Source organism: Flagellimonas spongiicola, from assembly GCF_023502425.1.
GTDB lineage: Bacteria > Bacteroidota > Bacteroidia > Flavobacteriales > Flavobacteriaceae > Flagellimonas > Flagellimonas spongiicola.
The window spans coordinates 39,527-62,517 of record NZ_JAMFMA010000001.1 but is presented as its reverse complement, the minus strand read 5'-3'; the positions used below and the strand labels follow the sequence as shown (position 1 = coordinate 62,517).

At 40.0% G+C, this 22,991-nt stretch carries 19 protein-coding genes; 13 read left to right on the top strand and 6 right to left on the bottom strand.

The genetic code is table 11. The features are described from left to right. Window positions 1-5 precede the first annotated feature (5 nt). The 4 genes from M3P19_RS00265 to M3P19_RS00250 all read right to left on the bottom strand — a co-directional run bounded on the left by M3P19_RS00265 (window position 6) and on the right by M3P19_RS00250 (window position 4,959). Window positions 6-2,030, bottom strand: a complete 2,025-nt coding sequence (locus M3P19_RS00265; RefSeq protein ID WP_249655610.1) for a S9 family peptidase — start codon at window positions 2,028-2,030, stop codon at window positions 6-8. A gap of 135 nt (window positions 2,031-2,165) precedes the next feature. Then, a complete protein-coding gene (locus M3P19_RS00260; RefSeq protein ID WP_249655609.1) occupies window positions 2,166-2,684 on the bottom strand; it encodes a DUF4136 domain-containing protein in 519 nt (172 codons plus the stop codon). Between the two features lie 60 nt (window positions 2,685-2,744). Continuing rightward, window positions 2,745-3,746: a GTPase ObgE gene (gene obgE, locus M3P19_RS00255; protein ID WP_249655608.1), complete on the bottom strand. Its 1,002-nt coding sequence runs from the start codon at window positions 3,744-3,746 to the stop codon at window positions 2,745-2,747. Between the two features lie 106 nt (window positions 3,747-3,852). Beyond that, complete coding sequence (locus M3P19_RS00250) at window positions 3,853-4,959, bottom strand: adenylate kinase (protein ID WP_249655607.1); 1,107 nt, start codon at window positions 4,957-4,959, stop codon at window positions 3,853-3,855. A 118-nt stretch (window positions 4,960-5,077) separates the two neighbouring features. Between M3P19_RS00250 and M3P19_RS00245 the strand changes: the two genes are divergently transcribed. From M3P19_RS00245 to M3P19_RS00225, 5 genes are all read left to right on the top strand, one after another. Beyond that, window positions 5,078-6,235 carry a 5-(carboxyamino)imidazole ribonucleotide synthase gene (locus tag M3P19_RS00245; RefSeq protein WP_249655606.1) on the top strand — a complete coding sequence of 386 codons (1,158 nt, stop codon included), beginning with the start codon at window positions 5,078-5,080 and terminating at the stop codon, window positions 6,233-6,235. A 53-nt stretch (window positions 6,236-6,288) separates the two neighbouring features. Further along, window positions 6,289-6,780, top strand: coding sequence for a 5-(carboxyamino)imidazole ribonucleotide mutase (purE, locus tag M3P19_RS00240; RefSeq protein ID WP_249655605.1), 492 nt, complete (start codon window positions 6,289-6,291; stop codon window positions 6,778-6,780). Window positions 6,781-6,908: 128 nt separating this feature from the next. Next, window positions 6,909-8,939, top strand: a complete 2,031-nt coding sequence (locus M3P19_RS00235) for a M3 family metallopeptidase (RefSeq protein ID WP_249655604.1) — start codon at window positions 6,909-6,911, stop codon at window positions 8,937-8,939. A gap of 147 nt (window positions 8,940-9,086) precedes the next feature. Beyond that, complete coding sequence (locus M3P19_RS00230; protein ID WP_249655603.1) at window positions 9,087-9,641, top strand: sigma-70 family RNA polymerase sigma factor; 555 nt, start codon at window positions 9,087-9,089, stop codon at window positions 9,639-9,641. A 2-nt stretch (window positions 9,642-9,643) separates the two neighbouring features. Beyond that, on the top strand, window positions 9,644-9,874 hold the full coding sequence (locus tag M3P19_RS00225; RefSeq protein WP_249655602.1) for a hypothetical protein: 231 nt from the start codon (window positions 9,644-9,646) through the stop codon (window positions 9,872-9,874). On the opposite strand, the gene M3P19_RS00220 is transcribed toward M3P19_RS00225, so the two are convergent. Further along, entirely contained in the window at window positions 9,871-10,695 is an 825-nt protein-coding gene (locus M3P19_RS00220; RefSeq protein WP_249655601.1) for a UbiA prenyltransferase family protein, read from the bottom strand. The genes M3P19_RS00225 and M3P19_RS00220 overlap by 4 nt on opposite strands. Before the next feature lie 125 nt (window positions 10,696-10,820). Here M3P19_RS00220 and gcvP point away from each other — a divergent pair, with 125 nt between their 5' ends. The 8 genes from gcvP to M3P19_RS00180 all read left to right on the top strand — a co-directional run bounded on the left by gcvP (window position 10,821) and on the right by M3P19_RS00180 (window position 21,174). Continuing rightward, the gene (gene gcvP / locus M3P19_RS00215) at window positions 10,821-13,652 is read left to right on the top strand and encodes an aminomethyl-transferring glycine dehydrogenase (protein WP_249656791.1); all 2,832 of its coding nucleotides are present in this window, start codon (window positions 10,821-10,823) and stop codon (window positions 13,650-13,652) included. A gap of 163 nt (window positions 13,653-13,815) precedes the next feature. Further along, on the top strand, window positions 13,816-14,874 hold the full coding sequence (locus M3P19_RS00210) for a 3-oxoacyl-ACP synthase III family protein (protein WP_249655600.1): 1,059 nt from the start codon (window positions 13,816-13,818) through the stop codon (window positions 14,872-14,874). Between the two features lie 89 nt (window positions 14,875-14,963). Continuing rightward, window positions 14,964-15,806, top strand: a complete 843-nt coding sequence (locus M3P19_RS00205; RefSeq protein WP_249655599.1) for a glycosyltransferase family 2 protein — start codon at window positions 14,964-14,966, stop codon at window positions 15,804-15,806. Then, complete coding sequence (locus tag M3P19_RS00200; RefSeq protein ID WP_249655598.1) at window positions 15,803-16,648, top strand: LytTR family DNA-binding domain-containing protein; 846 nt, start codon at window positions 15,803-15,805, stop codon at window positions 16,646-16,648. The genes M3P19_RS00205 and M3P19_RS00200 overlap by 4 nt, the downstream gene beginning before the upstream one ends. Window positions 16,649-16,756: 108 nt before the next feature. Further along, window positions 16,757-17,953 carry a DUF418 domain-containing protein gene (locus tag M3P19_RS00195; protein ID WP_249655597.1) on the top strand — a complete coding sequence of 399 codons (1,197 nt, stop codon included), beginning with the start codon at window positions 16,757-16,759 and terminating at the stop codon, window positions 17,951-17,953. Window positions 17,954-18,183: 230 nt separating this feature from the next. Further along, window positions 18,184-20,094 (top strand): hypothetical protein, encoded by a 1,911-nt coding sequence (locus M3P19_RS00190; RefSeq protein WP_249655596.1) that lies wholly within the window; start codon window positions 18,184-18,186, stop codon window positions 20,092-20,094. Window positions 20,095-20,103: 9 nt separating this feature from the next. Further along, window positions 20,104-20,541 (top strand): hypothetical protein, encoded by a 438-nt coding sequence (locus tag M3P19_RS00185; protein WP_249655595.1) that lies wholly within the window; start codon window positions 20,104-20,106, stop codon window positions 20,539-20,541. A gap of 39 nt (window positions 20,542-20,580) precedes the next feature. Next, complete coding sequence (locus M3P19_RS00180) at window positions 20,581-21,174, top strand: hypothetical protein (RefSeq protein WP_249655594.1); 594 nt, start codon at window positions 20,581-20,583, stop codon at window positions 21,172-21,174. 89 nt (window positions 21,175-21,263) lie between these two features. Here the strand turns inward: M3P19_RS00180 and pafA are convergent, their stop codons facing one another. Continuing rightward, the gene (gene pafA, locus M3P19_RS00175; RefSeq protein ID WP_249655593.1) at window positions 21,264-22,934 is read right to left on the bottom strand and encodes an alkaline phosphatase PafA; all 1,671 of its coding nucleotides are present in this window, start codon (window positions 22,932-22,934) and stop codon (window positions 21,264-21,266) included. Window positions 22,935-22,991 lie beyond the last annotated feature (57 nt).

The window sequence follows — 22,991 nt, the reverse complement described above, 5'->3', positions numbered from 1 at the left end:
TGACATCAATCCTTTAATGGCACCGCTATATCTTGTTTCCCTAAGTGCTTGGAATAGAAGCCCATCATAGCTTTATAAAGCTCTAACCGATTTTCTTCCTTTCCAAATCCGTGACCTTCATCATACTTTACCATGTAAGGAACATCATATCCTTTTTCGCGTAACCCGCTTACAATTTGATCTGACTCATCAATATTGACGCGTGGGTCGTTTGCGCCTTGCACAACAAACAAGGGTTTATTGATTTTATCCATTTGATATACTGGTGAAACTTCTTCCATTATGGCTTTTTCTTCTGCAACATCCTCATCATACCAAATTTCTTTAATGATTTTCAAGTAGGGTTTCCAATAAGGTGGAATGGTCTTCATAAACGTGAAGAGGTTGGAAACGCCAACATAATCCACTCCACAGGCGTAAAGATCAGGGGTTTTTGTCAATCCCCTCAATACGGCATACCCACCGTGACTACCTCCATAAATTGCAGCTTTAGATCCATCTACCCATCCTTGGTCTACAACATATTGTAAACCATCTTCAACATCGTCCATTGCCTTTCTTCCGATTTGCTTGAAGCCTGACTCTAGAAATGCTCTACCATAACCTCCTGAAATTCTAAAATTAACTTGCAAAGTGGCATAGCCTCTACTTGCAAACAATTGTGCTTCTGGGTTGAATCCCCAAGAATCCCGGATACCTTGAGGTCCACCGTGTGGATTTACGATAACTGGGACCTTTTCACCTGCAAGCGCTGCTTTTGGCAAGGTAATATAACCGTGAATGGTAACGCCATCTCGGCTTGTGAAGGTAATAGGTCGCATTTCGGACATATCCTCTTCTCGTAACTGAGGCATTGTATTGTACAGTTCCTGCAATTCATCCTTAGCGACATTGTAGGAATAATACACACCATACAATCGATCACTATCCACATAGACCATATAAATATTCTCGTCTTCTGTAGCGTCCAATACACGGTATTGCTTATCCGGTAAATCCGTTTTCATTTTGGCGGCCAGCTTCTTATGCGGCTCGCTAATTGGTACAACGATTCCTTTTTCCCCTTCATAGGAGAAATAGTCGATTTCATAATTTCTAGTTCTGGAAAGACCCATGGACTGCACATCATACTGGTCATTGGCAAAGACTTTTTCCAATGTTTTGTCTTGCTTTAAATCGTACAGCAAAATCTCGGTTTTATCACTTTCCAAATTGGATAATACATACGCATCGTCTGGATTAGCTGTGGCGTAGTTAAAAGCGATGATATTGAAATTATCTTTCCAGTTTAAGCTTTTTAGAATTTTATATCCTCCATTCCCATCTTCATAATACACATCCTGCTCCACACCATCTCTAATACGTGCGAATGATTTCAATTTTCCTTTTCTATCAAAATTGTATCCAAGGATTGGATTGTTCAAATCCTCATTGGTATAAAGCTGTTCACTTTCCCCAGTATTGAGGTTTACCAAATATGGCTCAAAAACCTGAGGATTGTTTTTGTTCATTGTAACAATGATGTGCTCCTTATCTTCTCGCAGCAAATCATTGAACTGTGCTCTTACACCGTCAAAAGGTGTTAAATCCTTAAGATTGCTTCCGTCTAAATCAACTGCATAAATATGATAGTTTTCATCCCCGCCTTGATCCATTGCAAAATACAATCGGGAATTGTTCAGCCATCCATAAGTCCTTACCAATTCTTCTTTTTCCTCTATAGCTCTTTTAGTTTCGCCAGAAGCTAGGTTTTTAACATAGATGTGTTGTTTTCCGTTCTCATCACTTTCCCGGTAAGAGAGGTATTTCCCATCTGGCGAGAATCGAAAGGTAAATGCCTTCGGGTTGGCAAAATAATCTTCGACCGTATAACGATAATCTCCTTGGTCCAAGGCTGCTAATGACAACAATTCTTCATCTGAGCTTGCCAGTTCAGGATTTCCAGGTTTATCCTGGGCGAGTGAAACCAAGCCAGATAATAATGCTAGGCCCGTTACATATACGGCCCTAAAATTGAATGTAGTTTTCATACTTTTTTTGGTTTATAGTGTTCGTGGAAATTGTACTAGTATCCTAATAGGACTGTGCCTCAGGACATTTGTTACAAATTGATGATCAAAATTTGAGAAAAATTAGAGTTTAACTCCTAAAAAAAGGAGTCCAATCTACTGTGGCGGGAATTTATCGAATACCTTATGCACCAAAGCTCTTATACGATCTTCTCGTACGCTTGGAGATGCATTTTCCCGATATCCACTTTCTGTTGAAGCTTGCCAAAACAGTGCATCCTTTTGGGCATCCACAAAGTCAAATTGAATTCTTCTTTGGATTCCTGTGTTACCAAGAGGAAGACCAACGGAAACACCGCCGCCTACATTTCTTCCGGTACCGCCAATTCCGACGCCTACCGAATTATTTGGAGCATTCCTGTACTCAGAGCTAATGATATTGATATAAAAATCAGGCTCTTCTGTTAATAGGAACCCTTTAGACTGCAATGTTGAATCCAGAACACGTAATAGACGTTTTTCGTCAAGTTGACTCAAGCCCGAATTCATGTCTGAAAAGTAGTTGTAACTGGTGTAATTGGAAAAATCAGTGGATTTATCGTAATCGTAATTGACTTTGACACCGCCACAGGAAACCAAAAGCATTAAAAGGATAAGAAAACCAAGGTCTTTCATAGCTAAGGGGTTACCTTTAAAGGTAATCAATATTTAATTTCAAAAAGACCTAAGGAAGTATTATTCGTTCAACAACGTCCAAAGTCTATCCTTAAGCTCTTGGATACCTTGCTGAGCCACGGAAGAGATGAAGAGATAGGAAGTTCCTTTTAGATCATTGTCCAACTCCGCTTTCATTTCGGTCATCAACTCTTCGTCAAGCATATCACTCTTCGAAATTGCGACCAGACGTTCCTTGTCTAAAAGTTCGGGATTATACCTACGAAGCTCATCGAGCAAAATTTCATATTCCTTGGAAATATCATTGCTATCGGCAGGAATTAAAAACAACAATGTGGCATTCCGCTCAATATGACGCAAGAAGTAATGGCCCAATCCTTTTCCTTCTGCGGCGCCCTCGATAATACCCGGGATATCTGCCATCACAAAGCTCCTAAAATCGCGGTATTTTACAATGCCAAGATTAGGTTTCAAGGTTGTAAACTCATAGTCCGCAATTTTCGGTTTTGCAGATGTCATTACAGAAAGTAATGTGGATTTCCCTGCATTTGGAAATCCCACTAGTCCAACATCTGCCAGAACCTTAAGTTCCAAAGTAACTTGCGTCTCTTGGCCTGGAATACCAGGTTGTGCATATCTCGGAGTCTGATTTGTAGGGCTTTTAAAATGCCAGTTGCCACGACCTCCTTTACCGCCTTCAAGAATTATTTTTTCTTCCTTATCCGCAGTAATTTCAAAAATCACCTCATTGGTTTCCGTATCGCGTACAACTGTTCCCAAGGGCACATCCATATACACATCGGCACCATCAGCACCGGTACTCCTATTTTTGCTCCCATGCTCTCCATGGCCTGCTTTAAAATGCTTCTTGAACTTAAAATTGATTAAAGTCCATAGGTTTTTATTGCCGCGAACGATAACATGGCCACCTCTACCCCCATCACCACCATCAGGACCACCTTTGGTGATGTATTTTTCTCGATGTAAATGCACAGATCCTTTACCTCCATTTCCAGAAGCCAAATGCACTTTTACATAATCAACAAAGTTTCCTTCGGTCATATTAAGGTTTCAAGGAGATTATTATTTGTAGGATGCACTAATTAATTACTCCCACAAGAAAAACAATAGTAAATTACCATTGACAATCAAGTCAATAAAATGATAATTATAACTGCTCAATTACGGCGTTCAATCGCTCTGTAATTTCAATTATTTCGCCTATTCCATTTACAGAATGGAACTTGCCTTGTTTTTGGTAATACGCTTTCAGAGGTGCAGTTTTTTCATTGTATTCATCAAAACGATTTCTGATTTTACTTTCGTCCTGATCATCACTTCTACCACTTTCCTTCCCTCTTTCCAACAATCTGGCAATCAGTATATCATCTTCCGCTTCCAAAGCTATGGTAGCATCTACTTGCATTCCTTTTGACTCAAGGAAATTATCCAATGCCTCTGCTTGTGCTTCGGTTCTAGGAAAACCATCGAAAATAAACCCTGCAGCCTCCGGATTCTTTTCCACTTCGGCTTTCAACATATTGATAGTAACTTCATCTGGTACCAAGTCACCACGATCAATGTATGATTTGGCCAACTTGCCCAATTCGGTATCATTTTTCATGTTATAGCGGAAAACATCCCCAGTGGAAATGTGCTTCAAATTGTATTTCTCCTTCAACAATCCCGCTTGGGTACCTTTTCCTGCACCAGGCTTACCAAAAAGCACTAGGTTGATCATATTATCTTGATTTAGTTGATATACTTGTCTTAAATTTCTTCCTAATTCCTTGTAATCCAGTCCGTATCCAACGATAAAACTATCTGGTATCTCCAATCCAACATAATCAATGGAATATTCGCCATTGTAGATTTCAGATTTATAAAACAAGGAAGCGATTTTAAATTGCCTAACATTGGTTCCTGAGAACAGATGCACCAATTGTTTCAGCGTTCGTCCCGTGTCTATTACATCCTCCAGAATAATCACATCCCTTCCTTCTACATTTTCCGGCACATCCAATAATGTCTCCACTATCCCAGTGGATGTAAGCCCTTGATAAGAACTTAATCGAACAAAGGATACCTCGCAAGGATGGGGATAAGCCTTCAGAAAATCCGAAACAAACATAAACGCACCATTAAGCACGCCTATAAAAATCGGAACGGTATCCTGATAGTCCTTGGCAATTTCCAGCGCCATTTTTTCAATGGCTTCCAAAATCTGCTCTTCGGTCAAGAATGGCTTAAAGACTTTATCGTGAAGCTTAATCAATTGGTCATCAAATTAATCAGGTTGGCAAAGATAACATTTTTAAGCCCTCTTCGAAGGCTCAACCTTTATAGCTTCAAGGAATTCCCGTATTTTTGCTGACATTCCAATAATTCAATTCATGAATTTCTTCTCTTCTGACTTCAAATTGGGCATTTTAGGCGGCGGACAACTAGGCAAGATGATGCTTTATGAAACCCGTAAATGGGACATTCAGACCAAAGTTATGGATGCCTCACCCGAAGCTCCTTGTCGTATTGCTTGTGACGAATTCGTGCTGGGCAGTTTGCTGGATTTTGACACAGTATATTCCTTTGGAAAGGATGTGGATGTGCTGACCATTGAAATCGAGAATGTAAATGTGGATGCACTTGAAAAGTTGGAGCAAGAGGGCATTACGGTCTACCCACCCACCAAAGCATTGCGTACCATTCAGAATAAAGCAACCCAAAAGCTATTTTATACAGATAATGACGTACCAACTTCTCCCTTTAGCCGATTTGCTTATACATCGGAAATTGAAGACAGTATAGCTAATGGCGGATTAAATCTACCATTTGTATGGAAGAGCGCACAATTTGGTTATGATGGGCAAGGTGTAAAAGTGGTACGTACTATGGAGGACTTAAAGGATCTACCCAATGTGGAGTGCATTGCAGAGGAAATGGTGAATTTTAAAAATGAACTTGCGGTAATTGTTGCACGAAGCGCCTCAGGCAACATAACGACCTATCCTGTAGTGGAAATGGAATTTCACCCGGAAGCCAATCAAGTGGAATATGTTATATGTCCTGCGCGAATCGATGACAACGTGGCTAGAAAGGCAACGGAGGTGGCCCTAAAAGTGTCCGAACACATGCAACATGTTGGCCTATTGGCGGTGGAGTTATTTCAAACACAAGATGATGAAATTCTAGTGAATGAAGTTGCGCCAAGACCTCATAACAGTGGGCATTACAGCATCGAGGCAAGCTACACCAATCAATTTGAGCAACATATTAGAGCAATTTTGGGCTTACCATTGGGCAAAACAGATAGCAAGGTCGCCGGAATCATGGTAAATTTGGTTGGCGCCGAAGGACATACGGGAAACGTTGTGTATGAAAATATGGAGGACATATTGGAAATGGACGGGGTTACCCCCCATATCTATGGAAAAAAACAAACCAGGCCATTCCGGAAAATGGGACATGTAACCATTGTTGACGAGGACATGTCCAGAGCTAGAAAGGTGGCTCAGCATGTAAAAGAGACTATACAGGTAAAAAGTAAAAAATAGAATTCCATTTGACCCATTTTTGGGTCGCATTTGGATTAATACTCAATATTTAAATGAAAAAAGTAGCCGTAATTATGGGAAGTACAAGCGACCTCCCCGTTATGCAAGATGCCGTTGACGTTTTAAAAGGTTTTGATGTGGAAGTTGACGTAGATATTGTTTCTGCCCATCGCACACCTGAAAAATTATTTGATTTCAGTAAAAACGCACATAAAAATGGGTACGCAGTAATTATTGCTGGAGCAGGCGGAGCCGCACATCTGCCAGGAATGGTTGCATCCCTTTCACCGCTGCCTGTTATCGGAGTGCCCGTAAAAAGTAGTAACTCCATAGATGGTTGGGATTCCGTGCTGTCTATTTTACAAATGCCAGGTGGGGTACCAGTAGCCACAGTTGCCTTGAACGGGGCTAAAAACGCAGGAATTTTAGCCGCGCAGATTCTGGGTAGTGCAGACCAATGTATGTTGGATAAAATTGAGGTTTATAAGCAAGGCTTAAAAGAAAAAGTGATTAAAGGTGCCGAAGAGGTAAGGAATAAAAAGTAAGCACCACAAATAGGAACAAAGAATTCCAGACTATTTAAATCTCACCTCCGTCATCTGATATCTTACAACTGATACCTGACAACCGATATCTGAACCCTGAACTCAAACATCATATACCGTAATAGAACATGAGCAATCCCCTACTTACTCCATTTGACAAAGCCCCTTTTGAACAAATAAAAAACGAACATTTTAAACCTGCTTTTTTGCAGTCCATAGCGTCCGCAAGGAATGAAATAGACCAAATTGCGGATAATCCAGAGGTTCCTACTTTTGAAAACACCCTAGAAGCTTTGGACTATTCTGGAAAACAATTAGATCGTATATCCAGTATTTTTTTCAATTTAAATTCCGCTGAAACCAACGAGGAAATTCAAAAAATCGCTCAAGAAGTCTCACCATTGCTTTCAGAGTTTAGCAATGACATTACCCTCAACGAAAAATTGTTCCATCGCATTAAAAGCATTTACGGGCAAAAAGCGACGTTTGGACTTAATCCTGAACAGCAAACCTTACTGGACAAACGCTATAAAAGTTTTAGCCGTAATGGAGCCAATCTAAATGATTCGGATAAATCAAGATTACGGGAAATAGATGCTTTGTTGTCCAAACTCAAACTCACATTTGGTGAAAATGTATTGGCAGAGACCAATAAATTCGAAATGTTGCTTACCTCAGCATCCGAAGTTGCGGGATTACCGGATGGTGCGAAGGAAGCCGCGGTGCAATTGGCAAAATCAAAGAATAAGGAAGGATGGCTCATCACCTTGGATTATCCCAGCTACATCCCTTTCATGAAATACGCGGAAAACAGGGAGCTACGAAAAAAATTGGCCATGGCCTTTGGCAGTAAAGGTTTCCACGGCGATGAATTGGACAATCAGGAAAATGTGCTTCAAATTGTCCGATTGCGTCACGAACGTGCTCAATTATTAGGCTATGAGACCCATGCGCATTTTGTTTTGGAAGAACGAATGGCTGAAACACCCCATAACGTACTTGATTTCTTAAACGAATTATTGGAGAAGGCCAAACCTGCTGCAGAACGGGAATTCAAGCAGCTAACCGATTTTGCTAAGGAATTAGATGGGATTGAACAATTGGAAAAATGGGATAGTGCCTATTATTCTGAAAAACTCAAGCAGCAGCTCTTCAATTTGGATGATGAAAAACTGAAACCCTACTTTAAATTAGAAAATGTAATAGACGGGGTTTTTAAAGTGGCAGAAAAGCTTTTTGGATTGCAATTTAATGAGGTCTTCAATATTGAAAAATACCATGAAGAGGTCAAAACTTATGAAGTATACGATTCCGAAAATCAATTTGTTGCTCTTTTTTATGCTGATTTCCATCCGAGACCAGGTAAAAGAGGTGGCGCTTGGATGACTTCGTACAAATCCCAATCCACAGCATCAGGAATAAATAGTAGACCTCATATCTCCAATGTCTGTAATTTCACCAAACCTACAGACACCAAACCTTCGCTGCTTACTTTTAATGAAGTCACCACCTTATTTCATGAATTTGGCCACGGACTACATGGGATGTTGGCAAACACAACCTACCCCAGCCTTTCAGGAACATCAGTGTATTGGGATTTCGTGGAATTACCGAGTCAGGTGATGGAAAACTGGTGTTACGAGAAAGAAGCCTTGGAATTGTTTGCCCACCATTATGAAACAGGCGAATTGATACCAATGGAATTGGTAGAAAAAATAAAAGAATCTGCCACGTTTCAAGAGGGCATGGCTACCTTACGCCAATTGAGTTTTGGGTTTTTGGATATGGCCTGGCACGGTCAAGATCCTGTGAGTATTTCCAATGTGAAAAGTTATGAATCCGATGCTTTCAAAGACACAAGCCTTTTTCCTGAAACAAGCGAAACTTGCATGAGTACAGCCTTTTCGCACATCTTCCAAGGAGGATATTCATCTGGATACTACAGTTACAAATGGGCAGAAGTATTGGACGCTGATGCTTTTGCATATTTTAAGGAAAATGGCATTTTCAACCAGGAAATCGCAGATAAATTCAAAAACCATGTGTTGTCTAAAGGAGGTACGGAAAATCCAATGATTTTGTATAAAAGGTTTAGAGGGGCAGCACCTAAAATTGAACCTTTATTGGAGCGTGCTGGATTAATCAAGCGAGCGGGGTAGGGCTGAATCTAAACATCCCTCTCATTGTTAAACTTATGGTAATGTGGAAGTCCATGAACATTTTGTGATAGTTTTTAAAGTGGTTTGTGTTGAAAAATGCATGAAATCATTAACTAAAACCATTATTTTTGGTACTTCATTAAAACTATGGTAGCGCACAAACTTCATCCGGAAACTTGGGTTGACCAATATGCCGATTACCTTTTTAACTACGCTGTAGCTCGTGTTAGTGACGCGGAAATTGCCAAGGACTTAGTACAGGAAACCTTCTATGCTGGACTGAATTCCGCTAAGAATTACAAAGGCGATGCTGCTGAACGCACATGGTTGATTGCCATCTTAAAGCGTAAAGTTATCGATCACTATCGAAAAATTAACTCCAAAAAAGGAAAAGCCGAAGTACGCATCAATTACAATTCCGCATCTGATTCTGAAGGGGATTGGTTGGAAGAACAAGTTGCCGACCCATTTAGTAAAGATGGCGCTAGTACAATTGAAAACGAGGAATTGGGAATGGCAATCCAAGAGTGTATTTCCAAGTTACCAAAAAAACAATCCTTGGTTTTTAGTATGAAAACGATCCAAGGAATGAGTACGGAAGATATTTGTAATGAATTAGGAATTAATCCGTCCAACCTCTGGGTGATGATCCATAGGGCAAGAACTGCCTTAATGGGTTGCATAAATGAAAAATGGTATTAGTTATGAAGATTTCATGCGAGGAAGCAGCAACCATATGTAACAAATCGCAATACAAAGAAGCAGGTTTTTGGCAAGTACTTAAACTACGCTTCCATCTATTCACATGCAAGACGTGTGCAAAGTTCACCAAGCAAAACCAGATGCTCTCCTCGCTTTGTGACAAAGCTAATCTGAATGTTTTATCAGAAAGCGAAAAAGAGAACATGAAAAAAGATTTAGAGAAGCATCTTTAAATCCATCTTTCCAACATCAGCAATAAACCAAACCAAAAAACTGGAATGCCCTCAACCCAAAAAGAGGCGAAATAGTTCTTACCCATATCTTTTTTCAGCAAAAAAATCAATAGGAATGTTATACTGAGCATTCCATATCCGGTTAATTGCCAAATAGGAATTGTATCCTTAAAAAAAACTAATGCCATAAACACTGTGGTTAAAGCTATTCCCAATTGTTTTGTCCGTGCTACACCCAAAACCTGAGGCAAAGTACGAAGGTCTTTAGCATCCCATTTCAAATCGCGTATCTCAAAAGGCAAAATCAAGATTAAAACCAATAGGAATCGCTGAATGATCATAACCCAGATGTCCCAGTTAAACTGGATTCCTACCTCCAACACGGGAAGTACCACTGTAATCCCTGCCCAAACCAAAGCAACAACAAATATTTTCATCCCTCCAAGACTTCTAAGGTTCCCTGAGCTCGGTAATAATGGGATTGCATAAATGGTGGAGATGACACCCAAAATCAAAATAGCCCACCACATATTGGATTCTAATCGGAAAAAGAAATACAATGCCAACCCAAAACAGATGAAACTGAAAATCTGGATGTATTTATGATAGCTATTTGATACAATCAAATATTTTTCGGCCTCAACACCATACTTGATGAAATTGTAGCAAACAATTGTACCAAAAAAAACAAAAGCAAGTAAATCGATAGTTGTTGTTATGTTCAACAAATGCTGTGTGCCACCAGTAAGGGCCAATACGGACAAAGCCACGTGAACACTGGCGTTCAAATAAAAATCAAAAAGAATTTTAAAATAGTGCATTAAACAAATTACATTCGAATTGATTGCTGTTTAATCTGTGGTTAACAACTTTGAATTCGACCCCTATAAAATTGATCAATTTGAATGAATTTATAACTAATTTTGTGCACTTTACAATTTGGAATATGAATACAGATGTGTTTGCCTCCCGGCACATTGGGATTACAGAAAAAGATTTACGGACTATGTTCGAAATCGTTGGAGTTGAAAGCATGGACCAATTGATTCATGAAACAATTCCCAACGATATAAAATTAAAACAACGGCTAAACCTTCCAGCTGGTGTCAGTGAAAACGATTTCTTGACACACATTCAGGAATTGGCGGATAAAAACAAGGTGTTCAAAACCTATATTGGTTTAGGCTATCATGAGAGTTTGCTTCCTTCTGTCATTAAAAGGAATATTTTGGAAAATCCGGGTTGGTATACAGCATATACCCCGTATCAAGCTGAAATTGCCCAAGGTCGTTTGGAAGCCTTGTTGAATTTCCAGACCATGGTAAGTGACCTTACAGGCATGGAATTGGCAAATGCGTCCCTATTGGACGAAAGTACGGCTGCAGCTGAGGCTATGACCATGATGCTCGACTTGAGATCAAGACAACAAAAAAAGGATGGTGCTTTAAAATTCTTCGTGTCTGAAGAAATTCTGCCGCAAACACTTAGTTTGTTGAAAACCCGTTCCACGCCATTAGGCATTGAATTGGTAATTGGCAATCATGAGACTTTTGAATTCACTTCAGAGTTTTATGGTGCTCTCTTACAATACCCAGGGAAACATGGTCAAGTACACGATTATGCGGAATTTGTGCAGCACGCCAAAGCAAATGAAATCAAAGTAGCGGTAGCAGCGGACATTTTAAGTCTTGTGAAGTTAAAAGCTCCTGGGGAGTGGGGAGTGGATGTTGTTGTTGGTACTACCCAGAGATTTGGAATTCCACTAGGTTACGGAGGCCCGCATGCCGGATATTTTGCCACCAAAGAAGCGTATAAAAGAAGTATCCCTGGCAGAATAATTGGAATTACCAAGGATACTGATGGCAACCCAGCACTGCGAATGGCATTACAAACCAGGGAGCAGCACATAAAAAGGGATAAAGCAACCTCAAATATATGCACGGCTCAAGTTTTATTGGCTGTTATGGCGGGAATGTATGCCGTGTATCACGGACCTGAAGGTCTGAAATATATTGCCAACAAAGTTCACAACCATACCAAGCTTTTAGCGAATACACTTGCTGCTAATGGTTTTGAACAAATCAATAGCACCTATTTTGATACCATTCAGGTAAGGGTCAAGGATGCTGTAAAATTGAAGGAAACCACAGAACGCCATCAAATCAACATCAATTATGTAGATGAGGACACGGTTTCGATTTCATTGAATGAAGCAGTCTCAACCGAAGATATCAAGACGCTTGTATCCTGTTTCACGGAGGCTACACTTACACAAGATCATAGCGAGGTGATTCCTGAATCTTTGAAAAGAACTTCGCCATTTTTGGAACATGAAGTTTTCAATTCATACCATTCGGAAACTGAATTGATGCGCTACATCAAAAAGTTGGAACGAAAGGATTTGGCGTTAAATCATTCCATGATTTCTTTAGGAAGTTGTACGATGAAGTTAAATGCCGCTAGTGAAATGCTCCCTTTGAGCTGGGCCAATTGGGGAAATATTCATCCGTTTGTGCCACTAGATCAAGCACAAGGATACCAAGAGGTGTTGAATGAATTGGAATCCCAGTTAAATGTGATTACCGGCTTTGCAGCAACATCGTTGCAACCCAATTCTGGAGCACAAGGGGAATACGCGGGATTAATGACGATAAAAGCCTATCATGAATCCAGAAATGAAGGGCATCGAAACATCTGTCTTATCCCAGCATCGGCCCACGGAACCAACCCTGCGTCTGCTGTTATGGCAGGCATGAAGGTCGTGGTAACAAAAACCGATGAACATGGTAATATTGACGTCTCCGATTTGGAAGAAAAAGCGGCGCTTCATTCTGAAAATCTAGCAGCATTGATGGTCACTTATCCTTCTACACATGGAGTTTTTGAGTCCTCCATAAAACATATCACCAAGGTTATACATGACCATGGGGGACAAGTGTATATGGACGGTGCCAATATGAACGCACAAGTAGGTCTCACCAATCCGGCAACAATAGGAGCGGATGTTTGCCACTTGAATTTACATAAGACCTTTGCAATCCCGCATGGAGGTGGTGGACCTGGTGTAGGACCCATCTGCGTAGCGGAGCAATTAAAACCTTTCTTACCTGGAAATCCTGTAGTTTCCACTGGAGGTTCACAAGCAATCACCGCGATTTCCGCGGCTCCTTGGGGCAGCGCCCTTGCATGCTTGATTTCTTATGGTTACATAAAAATGCTTGGTGCAGAAGGTTTGACCGATGCCACCAAAATTGCCATTTTGAACGCCAACTATATCAAGGATAGACTTAAAGGGAAATTCGATGTACTTTATACAGGGGAAAGAGGTCGTGCAGCACATGAAATGATAATCGATTGCAGACCCTTTAAGGCCCATGGGATTGAGGTTACGGATATCGCCAAACGACTTATGGACTATGGGTTTCACGCCCCAACAGTATCATTCCCAGTAGCAGGTACCATAATGATAGAACCAACGGAAAGTGAAAGTCTGGCCGAGTTGGATAGGTTTTGCGAAGCAATGATATCCATTAGGGAGGAAATAGACGAGGCGCATCAAAATGAGCCTAACAATGTGCTGAAAAATGCACCTCATACTTTAGCCATGGTAACCAACGACGACTGGGATTTTCCATATAGTCGCCAAAAAGCCGCATTTCCTTTAGCATATGTCTCGGAAAACAAGTTTTGGCCTAGTATACGAAGAACTGACGAGGCCTTTGGCGATCGTAATCTTATATGTACTTGCGCTCCTATTGAAGCCTATGCTGAAGCCTAGGTTTTAAAGGGTACAAACTAGTTTTAACGCCATGGATTCTTACGAGTTCCATGGCGTTTTAGCATGTATTCGTTTATAACAACGCCCTTTGGACATCGTACGAAAACCGCAATTAGCAGTTTGAATTCGCTTTAGACCCTTATCTTGTTATCAAAACCTCTATATGAACATTGGCATCACCGGAACAGGGAGTTATATTCCACCCGTTATCACAAAAAATGAAGATTTTCTACAACATCATTTTTTGGATACCAATGGATCTCACTTTGAGCATGAAAACCAAGTAATCATTGAAAAATTCCAGGCCATAACGGGAATTTCAGAACGTAGATATGCCCCACCAGAACTTAAAACCTCGGATTTGGGCTATTTGGCCGCTGAGAAAGCTATTGCAGATGCGGGTATCAATAAGGAAGAACTGGATTACATCATATTTGCTCATAATTTTGGTGACATGACTCCGGGTAAAATCCAAGGGGATACCTTGCCAAGTTTAGCGACGAGGGTTAAGCATCTACTCCAAATCAAAAACCCAAAATGTGTAGCGTATGATATGTTATTTGGCTGTCCGGGTTGGGTAGAAGGAGTGATTCAAGCTTCTGCTTTTATTCGTAGTGGATTGGCAAAAAAATGTCTGATTATTGGTGGCGAAACACTCTCACGCGTAATAGATGAGCATGATCGTGACAGTATGATTTATTCTGATGGCGCTGGCGCAGTTATCTTAGAAGCTGACGCTTCATCTGGTGAAATCTTAAGTCATGCCTCTGAAACTTATGCCAATGGAGAGGCCTATTACCTCTTTTTTGACAAAACCTACAAAGAAGAAGGCTGTCCGGATACGCGTTACATCAAAATGCACGGGAGGAAAATCTACGAATTTGCTTGTACTCATGTCCCGGAAGCTATGCAAGCCTGCATGGATGCGAGCGGTGTCGCTATTGACGAAGTCAAGAAAATCTTTATTCATCAGGCGAATGAAAAGATGGATGAAGCCATCATAAAAAGGTTTTACAGACGGTATGGTAAACAAGCACCTGAGGGGATTATGCCCATGAGTATCCATAAATTGGGCAATAGCTCCGTAGCAACTGTACCTACCTTGTTCGATTTGGTAAAAAAAGGAGAACTGGCAGAACATGAAATCAACAAAGGCGATGTGGTTATTTTTGCCAGTGTAGGTGCGGGTATGAATATTAATGCTATTGTATACCGTATTTGATCTATAAAACTGCTTCGGATCAATCGTTCTTTACGCAAAAAAGAATTCTCTTTTTTAGAATCATGAGGTAATAGTGGTAATTTGCACGGGTGAAGATAAGTGTGATAATTCCAGCACATAATGAGGCCCATTATTTGGAAAAATGCCTCAATTCCTTTGTGGCGCAAACCCTTCAACCTAATGATCTGATTATCGTTGACGATAATTCAACCGACAGCACTCACGAAACAGCATCCAAATTCGCAGCGATTCATGATTGGATTAGCGTGATCAAACGCATTTCTTCAGATGAACATCATCCAGGTAAAAAGGTTATTGACACCTTCAATTTTGGACTTCAACAGGTAGGGGAGTATCAATTGATTGGAAAGTTCGACGCGGATATCATATTACCTTCCAACTATTTTGAATTAATAGTAAACCAATTCCAAAGTGATTGGAAACTAGGTATGTGTTCCGGTTTGCTACATATTGAAGTAAACGGTAAGTGGGTGTATGAAAATATTGCCAATAAAAACCACATTCGGGGGCCGATAAAACTATATCACAAGGCGTGTTTTGATAAAATTGGCGGACTAAGACCTGGTGTAGGCTGGGATACTGTTGATGTATTATTGGCGCAGTTCCATGGATTTACCATACGCACCGTACCCGGTTTGAAGGTAAAACACCTAAGATCAACCGGACACGGGTATACGCTAAAGAAGTGGCAAAGCAAAGGCGAAGCCCTGTATAAAATGCGATACGGGATTGTACTTGCCAAATTAGCCGCTCTAAAAATGGCATGGCACGCCAAAAGCCCATTACTCTATATACAAACTATATTGGGCTATATCAATGCTGTTGTAAGAAGACCCCAACGATTTGTGACACCAAAGGAAGGCAGGTTTATACGTAAGTTACGGTGGAAAGGCATTCAGTCTAAATTATGATGAAACTCTTAAAAACACCCCATCCTGTAGGATTTGGCTGGGCTTATGTCCTAATTCCTGCCTCGGTAGTCTTTTTTATACTCGTTTTTCTCGCGCCATATGGATTTGATGAATTGAATTGGATAGATCGGATTGTCTTGGCATTTCCATTTACCCTGATAACTGCCTTGGCGGCGCCTTTAAATCTTTTCTTAGCCAAACTGATTACTCCAAGATACATTGACGAAGAAAAATGGACATTGGGCCATGAATTTATATACAATATCTACGATTTTGCATTAATTGGGTTTTGGAACACGCTTTTTCTAAAATTCACATTTAGAACAGAAGAGCCATTTCTACCCTTGCTAATTCGTATTGAATGGCATACTTTTTTGGTTGGGTTGATACCATTAATTGCCTTGATAGCATATAAACATCAACGTGCAATGCATAGGCAATTGTTACTTTCCGAAAGAATAACAGAAGAACTGCAATCCAAATTGAATGCAACACATGAGGAAAATGAATTTGCACTACATTCTGAAACAGGCAATTTTGAAATCAAATTAAACCCCAAGGATATTATTGCCTTAGGTTCCGATGGCAATTATGCAGAATTGTATTATTCAGTCCATGACCAAACCAAAAAACACCTCATTCGGAATCGTTTGAAAGTCTTGTTGGAACAAATTCCTTCAAAGGATTTTATACAATGCCACAAGAGTTTTATAGTGAATTTAAAGCATGTCACCCGTGCCGATGGTAACGCACGAGACCTTAAGCTTATTCTGACCAACGGCATGGCCGTTCCAGTATCTAGAGCAAAATCCAAAACCTTATTGCAACAGCTGAACGCTTAGGCACACTTTCCCATTCATAACACCCACCTGCCCAATCATACCTAAGCCCTTGGATTTTGGTCGATTCTGAAGAAAATTAGACTTCTTGCATGAGCTAAAATCAAAGTCATGCAGGACAAAACGAGAATTATCGCCCTAGATGTATTAAGAGGATTTGCCATTCTTGGTATTCCCTTGATGAATGTACAAAGCTTTTCCATGGTGGGACAAGCTTATCTAAACCCAAATGCGTTTGAAGATTTAAAGGGATTGAATCTTATCACTTGGGTTTCCAGTCATATTCTGGCCGACCAAAAATTCATGACATTGTTTTCACTGCTGTTTGGTGCTTCCGTGCTATTGATAACTTCCAAATATGAACAAAAGGGGAGGTCGTCCTTCAAGATCCATTACAAAAGAAATTTTTGGTTGTTGATTATTGGATTAGTGCATGCCTACCTCGTCTGGTATGGTGATATATTGGCGCCATACGCATTTTGCGCATTTTTAGTCTATCCATTTCGAAAGCAATCCATAAAAGGTTTGATAGCGCTAGGACTTGTTGTTTTTTCAGTTAGCAGTCTACTAGATTTTTATACAGGATTCCAAATGCTAAATGCCCCAAAAGAAGTAATTCAAAGCATATCCGGCGGCTGGGCACCTAATGTCGATTTGATTCAGCGAGAGGTAGCTGCCTATCAAGGAAGTATCTCCAATCAAATGGCACAACGTTACCATACCGCCCAAATGTTGCAAACCACCTATTTTTTCGGACACATCTTCTGGCGTGTTTTTGGTTTGATGTTACTAGGTATGGCATTGTTCAAATCTGGATTTTTGACAGGAAAAAGTAGCAAAAGCGTTTATATAAAATCCGTTTTGTTCGTTGGGTTTCCTTCACTAATAATTGTAGCATTCGGTGTAATTTTTAATTTTCATCACGATTGGAAACTACAATACTCCATGTTTTTGGGTAGCCAGTTCAATTATTGGGGCAGTCTTGGAATGGCCATAGGCTATGTTGGTATTATGATCCTGGTCATCCAAAAACAATGTGCCAAAGGACTCTTATCTCGAATTGCAGCAATTGGCAGAATGGCCTTAAGCAATTATTTAGTTCAATCCCTCACAATGGCTTTGTTTTTCTACGGATTAGGGTATTTTGGTAAAGTGGAACGATCGCAACAACTCATCATGGTGGCTTTCATTTGGGCAGCGCAATTAAGCTATAGCAAATATTGGTTGTCCCATTTCCACTACGGTCCATTTGAATGGCTTTGGCGCAGTTTAAGCAGGGGTAAAATTGAGGTGTTTCGAAAAAAATAGAAGAGCAAAACCTTGAAACATTTGGGTTTCAATATGGCATCCGTCAACTCAATTAGTGTATCCGTCAATTAAAAACGTGAGTACGTCAATTCGTACGTGTTTTCAATTATTGAGCGCATATCTTGAAAGAAAAAGCTTCCAAAATCTAAGATGCATTTTGGAATACTTTGATTTTCAGTCTTTTTGAGTTGACAAACAGGTCTAGTTATTTAAACCCAAATCAATCCTTTATGAAAAACCATGCTAACTTTCCACTTATTACAACTTCACTCCTACTTTTATTGGTCACTTCATGCCAACAAGAGTCGAATCTAGAAACCAATCAGAATGAAATTCTCAAAAAAGAACAACTGGATAGTAAACCAGTAATCTTAGGAGAAGAGCTCAACATGCCCTACACCGTGGTAAATATGAATACGGCATTTGAAAATCTTTTGGTAAATCTCAAACACCGTTCTAAAGACAGCAAACTTGCCAAAACCTTTAAAAATGGTCAAAGCATCGAAATTCTTCCTTCGCATTATTACTATCGGTTTTTACCCAAAGATAGTTTGGAACATGATCTGATCAGTAGAGATACGATACTTCAAGCTTCCAATATTCCTTTACATTACCAAATTGAGGAACAAGGCGATTTTTACGATGACCCTGAATTGGAGGGTGATGAAAACCCAGATTCCTTTTCCTACCTCTATGCTGTAGTACCCTTTGATTACCCTATACCAGAAAACATACACAATGAACGATTAAATGACCTTTATTTTGCTCCGGAAATGGATGACAAGGAAAGCTTGGCTGAAGGGGAAATCATGGTAAAACAGCCCCGTAACCAAACCACCAAAGACATTTTAACTGTGGACAATAGTGGTGAAGTCTTTGAATATTTGGAGCTGGAGGCCCTAAAACTGACCAATAACCTGGATGAAGAAGAATTGGCAGCCCTAAAGTTCTATCTTCCCAACGACACCTCGGGTACACTTTACAGCTATGCTAAGGCGGTGGCCAAGGGTTATCAGCAAAAAGACTTGATCATAGACCTTGCTTCTGTGGAAGCCATGATAGCAGCCGAACAAGGCACCACAGCCAGAAGACGCAGATGGAGTCCCTCTGGGCGAATAACGGTGCGCGAGGATGTCTTGGGACGAAATGTAGGTGTTGTTGGTGCAGAGGTTAAGGTGCGCAAATGGGGTTATCTTGTAATTAAAAGAGCACGGACAAACGCAAACGGGAATTTTAGAACAAGTAGCACCCGCACACAACGGGTGAAATATGCGGTTTACTTTAACAATACCCGCAGAAAATTCAAAGTAATGGCCGGCAACGCCTATATTGCAGCTAAACATAGAGGTACACGCACCTATAGAAGGCGTAGTTGGAACCAAAATTTTACATGGGGTAGAAGCCAATTTTATGCCTTGGTTCATAATGCCTCCCATGATTTCTACGAAAGAGCCGTTGGGCAATTTGGGTTAAAACACCCCAATTGGAGTTGGATACGAATCAATGCATTATATAACAAAGACGCTGGGTTCCATCTGGATTTAAATCCTTTGGGAAGATACAGTCTAATCCCAAAATGCGAAATTAGGGTGGGTAGGCTAGACGGCCGAAGACCCATGGCAAGTGATGAAATCTACGGTCTGGTTACCCATGAAATGACGCATGCCAGTCATTACCGTTTGGACCGAGCATTTTTCACCAATTTACGCAGTATGGGCTGTACCCTACAGACCATGGCAGAAAGTTGGGCAGCAGGCGTGGAAACCGTTGTTACTAATGATAGATATTTAGAACTTAATCTAAATTATTCAGGGTCTAATGCTTTGAACGCGAGAGCAACAGACGATAGGCGGTTATTTAATTCATGGAGGCAAGATCAAATAGTTAGACATCATAGCAAGAATCAATATACTCCAATTGTTATTGATTTAACTGACAACTATAATCAACAAGAAGAAATACGTGAAACATTGCCGATTGACCGTGTTCGTGATTATTCCTTAAGGCAAATTCAAACTTCATTATTTCGCTCTAGAGGTCCACATACATGGAAAGAACGATTAAAAAATCAACACGTTAACCCAACCGAAGCTTTTGTTGATGAGCTATTTGGAGTCTATATGTACGACAATTGCAATTAATTAATAATAATGAAAAAACTATTATCACTTTTATCCATAATACTTTTGTGCACTTCTTGTGGCATCATTGAAGATACTGAAGAGGAAAAATTCAAATACGTATATGTATTAAAAAATGAGACTGGTCAAGATGTACAAATCACAAATGATACGGATTCATCAACGCAAACAATTTTAAACAACTTTTCATATGAATGTTCATATACAATACCTGAAAGCTTTGTTGGCGGTTTATGTGGAAATTTTGTTGAAATTAGAATTTCAAATACCAATATGGGCTTTCGATGTCATAGAGCCATCTCAGATTTTGAGAATTTATGTTTTATAGACGACGAAAGAGTTTTTACGAGATTGGAGGGCACTATATTCACAGAAATCGACACCCGGGTTTATGAGTATGTTTTGACTCCAGAACTATTGGAGGGAGCTTTTGAATTACCAGACTAACCTATAAAACACCGGCAAGCTCAATTAGTCTATATTGTGATGCAACTAAAGAACATAACATTATATTTAACAGTCCTACTTACTTCGTGCGCTAGCTTTGTTTATGGCCAAAATATTGAATTCAAGAGAAATTCCTTAAAAACAGGTATTGCTTTTGGGTTTAATGAAGGAGAGACCGAAAGAGGTCTAGGAATCATCTACTCTATTGGGCTACAAAAAAGCTTTGGAAAAAAACAAAAACTCAGATTAAATCCGAATCTGATGATAGGCGGATTCGTTCCTTTTGGAATTACTGATACTCCAAATCAATTTTATCGTATTACTACCTTGGGATACAACCTACACTATGACATTATGAAATACAAAGCAGTATCCTTTGTAACTTCAATTGGACCATTTGCAAGTTACTCAAGAGGCCTTTTGGGAACAGGTGGAGATGGCGATGTTAGAAATAGCCATTCCATTTTTTTCAATTCATTCTATTTTGGCGGGAATGTATCAATTGGGCTTCGAATAGATTTCCCTAAGAGGAAAATAGCTTATGAAATAAGACCTATCAACGGAATGGTTGGTAACAATTATTTCACTTTAGGTTATTTTCTGTTCGGTATGGACTTTAAGTTTAAAAATTAACGGTTCGCCAACAACATATAATCTAGAAAAAAAGACACGTTACTTTAACCATTATAGCTTTAACAATTTTGAACAACAAATAAAGTCAACTATTCCAACACCTCCACAATAGGCTTGCCCGTAGTCCCATTTGGAAATGAAATCCCCAATAAAGTAGCTATGGTAGGTGCAATATCAGGGATTTCAGTACGGTTTGCCGTACTTCCATGTTGGATACCTTTACCAAACAACAATAAGGGTACATGGGTGTCATAAATCATAGGTGAACCATGCGTAGAGCCCGTATTTTTATACGAAATAAAACCTGGTTTTGGTACGAACAACACATCGCCAGAACGTTTTTGGTTGTATCCATTTTGTAAGATATAGGGAATGCCTTCCGTATACTCATTTTGCCACATCTGGTAGGCCGTATAGACCTGGTTAATGGAACCATATTTCATAAACTCGGCAGCAATTTCCTCCTGGGCATCTTGCAGGTCAATGTCCAAGTTATTGATCACTTTATGATCAAGGAAAACCTGGTAATTGGAAATATTCTTCAACACATCGGTGGTTCCGTATTTGTATTTCATGAACTCAACGAATTTCAAACGCATTTCCAAGATATCAATATAACCGGCAGGAACTTTTTCATCCTTTAAATAGGCAGGCACATCAATAGCTCCATGGTCGGCGGTTAAAAACACCGTGTACTGACCTGCTCCTACTTGTTGATCCAAGGCATTGAAAAGTTTAGTCAATTCCAGGTCCAACCTTAGATACGTATCTTGGATTTCCTTTGAGTTGACGCCATAGAAATGGCCAACGTAGTCCGTACTGGAATAGCTAACAGCAAAGAAATCGGTTATAGTATCAGTTCCTAATCCTTCACCTTTTAAAGCAGCCAAAGCAAAATCTGTGGTAATACTATTTCCATAGGCGGTACTTCTCAACAAGTCAAATTGTCTGTTAAAGTCCCAAATTGCAGGCAAATCATGAGGAAAGGTATTTGTGACTTCCCCTTTGTGCTTCCCTTCATAGGTATTGGCATCAGGACCACTTTCCAAATAAGTGTCTATCGGTTTTAATGTGGTCCAAGGCTTTTTATAGTTTTCAACCGCATCAGATTCATTGAAATCATTGACCCACTCAGGAAGCTCATCCATATAATAAGAACTTGAAATCCAGTTTCCACTTTCTCCACCTTCAAACCAGTACGCAGCATTGGCCATATGTCCACCAGGTAGTACTGCTCCCCTATCTTTTAATGCCACCGCAATCACCTTTCCCCTTTTCTGGGTATGCAATCGCAGTTGATCTGTAATAGTTGTAGTCATCATACGATGTGGAGACATCTTCCCTGCATCCGACATTGAACCTATGGTATTATAATTAACATCGGATGCGCAGTATACTTCCTCATCCAATTCCTTATCATACCAATTGTTCCCTATTATGCCATGGGTTGCCGGAGTTGTTCCCGTATACACCGAAGCATGGCCTGGACCTGTACTTGTAGGGGCATAGTTAAAATGATGGTTCTTACAATTAAAACCCTCACGTACCATCCGTTTAAATCCACCTTCTCCATAATGATCCCAAAATCGGGTGAGGTAATCATAGCGCATCTGATCTACTACAAGTCCAACAACCAACTTGGGCGATTTGGCAATTTCAATAGGTTCAGGCTGCGGAACACTCTTTTTTTTACGTTGTGCGATCGTTAAGGATACCGCAAAAAGAATCAGTAATAGGGATAATGACCTTGTTAGTCTCATCAGTACGAATATTTGGTATGTGCGCAAAACTATTCAATAATTCCCGTATTAAAATTC